The 6,700-nt window shown below is 54.7% G+C and carries 9 protein-coding genes and 1 pseudogene; 3 read left to right on the top strand and 7 right to left on the bottom strand.

The window, feature by feature from the left end; all coding sequences use genetic code 11:
- The 4 genes and pseudogenes from H3Z84_RS15590 to H3Z84_RS15575 all read right to left on the bottom strand — a co-directional run.
- Positions 1 to 177, bottom strand: a pseudogene (locus H3Z84_RS15590) (signal peptidase II); the annotation flags it as partial.
- A complete protein-coding gene (locus tag H3Z84_RS15585; RefSeq protein WP_199458116.1) occupies positions 159 to 716 on the bottom strand; it encodes a hypothetical protein in 558 nt (185 codons plus the stop codon). The pseudogene H3Z84_RS15590 and the gene H3Z84_RS15585, both read right to left, overlap by 19 nt.
- A gap of 40 nt (positions 717 to 756) precedes the next feature.
- Positions 757 to 1,845, bottom strand: a complete 1,089-nt coding sequence (locus tag H3Z84_RS15580; RefSeq protein ID WP_199458115.1) for a helix-turn-helix domain-containing protein — start codon at positions 1,843 to 1,845, stop codon at positions 757 to 759.
- A gap of 62 nt (positions 1,846 to 1,907) precedes the next feature.
- Positions 1,908 to 2,234 carry a hypothetical protein gene (locus H3Z84_RS15575; protein ID WP_138773300.1) on the bottom strand — a complete coding sequence of 109 codons (327 nt, stop codon included), beginning with the start codon at positions 2,232 to 2,234 and terminating at the stop codon, positions 1,908 to 1,910.
- Positions 2,235 to 2,366: 132 nt separating this feature from the next.
- Here H3Z84_RS15575 and H3Z84_RS15570 point away from each other — a divergent pair, with 132 nt between their 5' ends.
- From H3Z84_RS15570 to H3Z84_RS15560, 3 genes are all read left to right on the top strand, one after another.
- Complete coding sequence (locus H3Z84_RS15570; RefSeq protein WP_084687550.1) at positions 2,367 to 3,389, top strand: sterol desaturase family protein; 1,023 nt, start codon at positions 2,367 to 2,369, stop codon at positions 3,387 to 3,389.
- Positions 3,386 to 3,793, top strand: a complete 408-nt coding sequence (locus tag H3Z84_RS15565; protein ID WP_052717995.1) for a DUF4345 domain-containing protein — start codon at positions 3,386 to 3,388, stop codon at positions 3,791 to 3,793. Before H3Z84_RS15570 ends, H3Z84_RS15565 begins: the two co-directional genes overlap by 4 nt.
- A 94-nt stretch (positions 3,794 to 3,887) precedes the next feature.
- Positions 3,888 to 4,199, top strand: coding sequence for a pyruvate formate lyase family protein (locus H3Z84_RS15560; protein ID WP_138773301.1), 312 nt, complete (start codon positions 3,888 to 3,890; stop codon positions 4,197 to 4,199).
- A 181-nt stretch (positions 4,200 to 4,380) separates the two neighbouring features.
- Here the strand turns inward: H3Z84_RS15560 and H3Z84_RS15555 are convergent, their stop codons facing one another.
- From H3Z84_RS15555 to H3Z84_RS15545, 3 genes are all read right to left on the bottom strand, one after another.
- On the bottom strand, positions 4,381 to 5,883 hold the full coding sequence (locus tag H3Z84_RS15555) for an IS91 family transposase (protein WP_138773302.1): 1,503 nt from the start codon (positions 5,881 to 5,883) through the stop codon (positions 4,381 to 4,383).
- 65 nt (positions 5,884 to 5,948) lie between these two features.
- Positions 5,949 to 6,353: an MASE1 domain-containing protein gene (locus H3Z84_RS15550; RefSeq protein WP_170214481.1), complete on the bottom strand. Its 405-nt coding sequence runs from the start codon at positions 6,351 to 6,353 to the stop codon at positions 5,949 to 5,951.
- A 105-nt stretch (positions 6,354 to 6,458) separates the two neighbouring features.
- The coding region (locus H3Z84_RS15545) for a transposase (RefSeq protein WP_199458114.1) at positions 6,459 to 6,700 on the bottom strand (242 nt) is incomplete at its 5' end.

The following is a 6,700-nucleotide window of genomic DNA, read 5'->3' as shown; positions in this document are numbered from 1 at the left end:
GGCATTGGTGTTTGCTTTTTTACCCAACAAGCTGCTGGAAACGAAAAGTAAGGCACCGAGGACAATTGCAATATCAGCCAGGTTGAAGGCCGGCCAATGCCAGTCTCGCCAATAGAAATCAAAGGAATCCACAACATAGCCACGAAAGACCCGGTCAATCAGGTTGCCCATGGCGCCGCGTTGACCCAGCGGATCAGGGTTTGCAGGTCTTCACTCTCCGGCAGGCCCAACATGGCGCCGTGACCACCGGGGATAAACACCGCCAGGTAGTCGGCGTGATCTTCCAGGCCTGCGGCGACCAGGGCCTTTAGGGATTGAGGCTGTTCGAATTGAGGCTGGTAGCGTTGCAGGGCATCCGTGACCGCGTCGTCTTTCTCTGGCACCGCCCACCTTTCTATTTTTACCGGTGCGCCGGTAGGCGTGCAGACCTCGATCTGGAAGCCGGCTTTTTCCAGGTGCAGTAGCGGCACCATCATTTCTACCGGGTGATTGCCGGTGGAAAACTTCACGCCGTTTGCCATGGTCATGTAGCGTTCTTCGGTACAGACCATCAGCACCTTGGCCGTGCTGCCCTGAAGGGCATCCGGATACTCGGCGTGGTCGTAATCAGTCTTGCTTTTGGTGGCCAGTTTCAACGCCACGGAAGAGGGCGTGAAGCCACCCCGCCCATCATCCTTGGGGGCCATGCCAAACATTGCCTTGATGCCACTAGCCATAAATTCTCCTGATCACCGGGCTCCCTTTATCCTTTGCCCTTTACCAGCTATGGCGGAGATTCCCTTTCGGAAATTTCCGCCCTACGAATCCGGGAGTGGAGATAAACCTATAGGGTGGCAGGCTGCGTTGTTGCCCTTCCCGCCACGCCCCCGGCGACACCCCCACCCACTGTTTAAATGCCCGGTTAAACGAGCTCTGCTCGGCAAAGCCCAGCAGCATGGTGATTTCGAAAAGCGATAGCGACGGGTCGTGCAGATAGCTTTGTGCCAGTTCCTGGCGGGTGCGATCCAGCAGGCCCTGAAAGGTCTGGCCGCTTTGTGTGAGACGGCGTTGCAGGGTACGAACGGAGATGGCCATTTCGTTGGCCACGTCTTTCAGGGATACCCGCGCATCAGGCAACAGGCGCAGAAACACCTGCTGCACCTGAAAGGCAAAGGGATCATTGCCCGGCAAGGCGTTGGACAAGGCCACAGACTGGCGATCAAGAATCTGGCGCAGGGCCGGATTGGCGGTGGGCAGGGGGATGCTGAGGTAATCCGCCGGGAAGCGCACTGCCACATAGGGGGCATTGAAGCGTACCGGGCCGCCGAAGAAGGCCTCGTACACTGCCGGATTGTCCGGCGCCGGCGAGGAGAAAGCCACTTCTGCCGGGTTAGGGGCATCCGGGACGATCTTGCGCAGGAAGCTGATCAGGGCCGAGATAGCGGTTTCATCTACCAGCAGCCCGAGACTCAGACCACCGTACACAGGCCATCCGATCTCCGCCTCATCCCCGCGGATCACCACTTCCGCCATGCGGATGCCATAGAACAGTGACTCGAAGCGCTGGTAGGCATACAAGGCCTGCCCCAGGTTATCGCTGGCCTGCACCAGATAGCCCAACACCCCCACATGATCCGGGCTGATGCAGGCACCGATCTCCAGGCCACGTCCGTCGCCGGGGTGCACGGCATACGCCCGCCGCAGCAGGTCCAGCCACTGGATCAGGGGCACCTGCTCACCGGGCGCCAGACGCGACACCGCAGCCCGCAGGGTAGGTGCGCTCAACTGGTACTGGTCCAGCCAGTCCAGCAGCACGCGCACATAGGAGCCGTTGACGCGGATGGCGGTGGGGTCGGGGTAATTCATCGTCATGGCATGATTGGATAACAGCTTGGCATGATCCGTCAATCCGATAAGCCCACTCTTTTCTACCATGGCTTCATCAGAGCTGACACCGCTTGTCCCATAACTTCAGGGAGACATGACATGAACCCATCACAAGAAGCCGCCAGATATCCCAAAATACCGGCATCTTGGATTTCGCCTCGCATACCAATCTGGATACCCAGCGCAGGTATCGGGTGAAGTGTCGCGAGCTCTTCCAGTAAGCCCCACCAATGCTCGATACTGATGCGATCAACAGACTTTGCTGCTTCGATGCGAGAGCGAAAATCAGCGTTAGCAATGCCTTCTTCGTCAATATAACGCAGCAGAATATTTAATATCTGGGAAGAAACTTGAATCGCAGCGGTCATTCGTTATGCCTGACTGAAAATGTCAAATACTATACGTTCCGGTCAAGACGCAATCAAGAGACAGAGTCATAATTACTGCAGTTTTTAAATCGCTGAATATTAATAATAACGGCGCAAAAGGAGTGAGTTCATATGCAGTTGTTTAGTTTTATCACCGAAACCCTGACCGATCTGTTCGGGCGTGAACCTACGCTCAATGAGATGATCCTGATTCCAATGGTCCCTATTTTTGTTTTGGGCTTTCTTGTTGAGTGGCTCTATCGAAGAATTAAAAGCGGAAACTGGGCAGCCACAAAAGGGCAGGCATTTTATATTCCCGAGGTTTTTGCCAACTTTTCGTTAGGCGGTGGTTACTACGTCTTCGGTGCGGTTATGAACATAGTTTATGTCGCAGCTGTTTATATTTTCGTCTGGGATCATCGTCTCTATACCATCCCTGTGAATGCCCTCACAATAATTCTGGCATTTTTTGTTCAAGAATTTTGTTACTACTGGTATCACCGTACAGCACATAGAGTGCGCTGGTTTTGGTCGCAACACGTATCCCATCACAGCGGCGAAATCATGAATATGTCTACGGCGGCGCGACAAAGCATTCTTAATGGCATTGTGGGCACTTGGATATTCTTCGCACCGGCTGTTTTCATCGGTTTTAGCCCCGACCTAATTCTTGGTTTATTAGGATTGAACCTCGCATTCCAGTGGTTTGTGCATACCGAAAGCATTACAAAGTTGCACCCGTGGTTGGAATGGTCACTAAATACGCCGTCTAACCACCGCGTGCACCACGGACGTAACCCACAATATATTGATAAAAACTTCGGCGGAGTCATCATGATCTACGACCATATTTTTTCAACCTATGAGGCAGAAAAAGAAAAGGCCGAATACGGCATCGTAAAACAGATCAAAAGCTATAACTGGTTTGTAATGAACCTGCATGAACTTGTCGATATGATTCGAGACGTGATGGCACCCGGCAAGCTTTCCGAGCGGCTAAAGCATCTTTGGAAGCCACCGGAGTGGGAGCGTTCAGGTCATACACCTATTCATACCTGGACAACCGTACAGATGGACGGAAAACAGACAGGAAATACGGCCGCTGAAGAAGTCGAGACGGCCAAAACAGACTCTAAGATGGTGGAAGTAAAATGATCTTTTTAAGTCGACTTTTTTTGAGTATGTCAGCCATTGCGTTTCTACTGATCGGTTTAAATACCTTGTACGACCCAGTCGCAGCCATGACTGCCATCGAACTGCAGCCGACTTCGATCAGCGCAACGAATGAAATTCGAGCCAACTATGGGGGAATGCACCTAGCTTTTGCCTTAATCATGCTGACGGGTGCTATTGCCGCGTCAGCGCGCCGACCCGCACTTTGGATGATTTTCTCAATCACTTTCGGCCTGGTTGTTGGCCGATTAATAAGTTTGTTGCTTGATGGTATGCCTAATGCCACTGCAGATTTTTTACTGGCTCTGGAGATTGTCTCCACAGCGGGGGCCGCAGGGTTACTTTGGTTCAGCCGAAATATAAGTCATGAGCCACTCAGCGATTAAGCTTCGTAGGCCTATCTTCATATTAATAGTCATAGTCAATTCATAGTCATTTAATCTTAGTTTCACAGCCCGCTAAGCGGGCGGAGAAGGTAATATGAGCGATCGCATTGAAATCCTAAAAAACTCAGTTAATAATGCCATTCGAGCGATTTGTCCGGAAAGAGCCATTCTTTGGACGGAATACTACAAGAATAAATTGAATCGAAATAAGCCGGTAGAAATACAGGCCGCTGAAGCCATGTGTTATGTACTGCAAAATAAAAGTATAGAAATATATCCCGATGAACTGGTAGTCGGAAATTACACCTCCCATAGAGTGGGAGGAATTATCTATCCAGAAAAGGCAGGGCTTTCGGCGAGTATAGGAAGAATAAACGCCGTTTTTCTCCAAGTCCAGCCACTGTAGACCGCGAATGACGGCCTGCTTTGCCAGTGGGTGATTCTGAATCCGGCCCGTGTAGCCATCGATCCCGCCGAAAATTCACCCGTTTTTCCCGACAGCCGGGGCCAACCCAAGCCGCCGGCATAACGCATCCCTGCCGCGGCTGAATTACCGCAGCATCGTGATCGGAATCGTTTGGGACGGGTCAGGTAAACAGACCCGGCGACAGGCCAGCCGGTGGTGCCCGGCTCTCGGGCAACGGGCTGGACTCGTTGGTTTCGGCTTTTTGCTTCAGATGGTCGAGGATCTGCTTGATCACTACCGGATCTTCAATACAGGCAATCACCTTCATGGCACCGCCGCATTCGCTGCAAGTCTCGATGTCGATTTGGAATACACGCTTGAGCCGCTGTGCCCATTTCATCGACGCTCGCCGCCCAGCGGGTGTTGGCGGCTCATCCGATACCTTGACCTTTTTGCTCCCCTTGCCCCTCATGGCAGGTGTAACCAGGGCGCGGTGCTTGCTGTTGGGCGCAAACACCCCATGAAACCGGGTAAGGTTCACACGTGGCTTCGGCACCAACGCCGACAGTCTTGCGATGAAGTCCAGCGGCTCAAAGATCACATGCGTGGTGCCGTCCCGGTACGGCGTCTTGAGCTGGTAGCGCACGTTGCCATTCTTCGTGAGCGACAGCCGTTTCTCAGACACCGCCGGGCGGCTGATGTAGTGGCACAGCCGTTCGAGTTTGCTGCGCTCATGGGCCTTGGCCGCTACGCCGGCATGTAGCGAGAAACCGGCAACCTTACCGGGCATGTCACCAAACTGATCTTCCGGGTCGCAGGCGGGCAGTGTCTGCAGGGTGAACACCTTGCGCCCTGCCTGTGGCCCCACGGCGATGCGATACGTGATGGAATGCCCCAGCAGTGGAGTCATCGCATCTTCATCCACCGCATCCAAGGCCAGGTAACTGTTTTCAGCATCCCGCTCCAGTAGGCCTTGCCGCTCCAAATAGCGGCCGACCCGATGGGCGATGGTGTGCGCCAGTTGGGTGAGTTCGGCGCTGGTCGGCGCCCTGACCCAGAGGAACCGGGCTGTTCCATTGGGACGCTCAACGTACACGCCATCGAGGAACAGCATGTGAAAGTGAATGTTGAGGTTCAGTGCACTGCCGAAGCGCTGGATCAGGGTGACGGCACCGGTCTTGGCCGCTTGGTGGGTATAGCCCGCTTTCTTGACCAGATGCGTGGCGATGACGCGGTAAACGATGCCCAACACCCGGCCCATGACCTCCGGCCGGCTGGCGAACAGAAAGCGCAATTGAAAGGGAAAGCTGAGTACCCATTGGCGCATGGGCTGTACGGGCAGAACCTCATCGACCAGTAGCGCGGCGCTTTCGGCCATACGCCGTGCGCCACAACTAGGACAGAAGCCCCGACGTTTGCAGCTGAACGCAACCAGGTGCTCAGCGTGACACGACTCACAACGCACCCGCAGAAAGCCGTGTTCGAGACGGCCGCATTTGAGGTAGTCGTCAAACTCGCGTTGCACATAACCGGGCAGTTCCCTGCCCTGCGCCGCCAAATGGGCAGCGAACGTCGGGTAGTATTCTTCGACGATCCGATAGAGCAGGGTTTGCTCGGGCCGGTGACGCTGGTAACGACCAGTGTTCTCGTCCCGGCTGGCCATCCTGGCCGCCACTTGGGGCATGATCCGCATCCTTGCGATACTGTGTTTTTATACAGTTTATCGCTCAGCTGCGAGATATTGAAGTCTCAGCTGTGATGCCAGCCAGTGCCAGACATTGCCTGTGAGTGCCAGTCACTCCCACTCGATTGTAGCAATCCATCAAACAGGGTGTCTTGCGGATGCAGTTGCGTCAGCGCGGTGCGTGCCAGCCACGCAGCGAAGGTGGTGCCGCAGGCGGACAGCAGCGCCATCAGTACGCTGCCACTGGTCACGTTGACGGCGATAAAGCCACCCAGCCAGATGGCTGGCAGGAATCGGTTGCCGCCCAGCAGCATGGCGGCCAGGGCGATGCCGGCCGGCGGCCAGACCATGCTGGCCAGGCCGTCGTTGGCGCTCAGGTCAAGACTCAGCAACCCCGTGAGCACGTACGACCCGGTGAGGGCGGCACCTTGCAGCAGTGTGGGGATGGAATAAAAACGCGCGAGAGTCATGGACGCCGAATCCGGAAGTTGATGGCATCCTGCCATGAATGTTTTTCGGGTATACGGATTTAATGGTTGATGGGGCACCTTCACCCCATCAATCTGATACCACCCTCAGATGGTTGATAGATCGACTCCGTAGTTGAGTTCCTCTGCGAAGTCCGGCAGTCCGTAACCGATGGTTTTCTTGTAGAAAGGAGAGACCTTCGCAGTCAGTGCCTTCTTCTTGTGCTTCGTGGTGTAGAGCATTCGTGCCCGCATCACCTCGAAGGAGTAACCGCGCCCTTCACGGTTCTTGTCCTTGGCCAGTCGGTTGATGGACTCCGTGTAAGCGTTGGTGACGGGCATGTCCGTCT

Source organism: Marinobacter sp. bablab_jr003, from assembly GCF_016464245.1.
Taxonomy (GTDB): Bacteria; Pseudomonadota; Gammaproteobacteria; order Pseudomonadales; family Oleiphilaceae; genus Marinobacter; species Marinobacter vinifirmus.
Note: the sequence above shows the minus strand (reverse complement) of the source record. Positions and strands in the feature narration are given on the sequence as shown.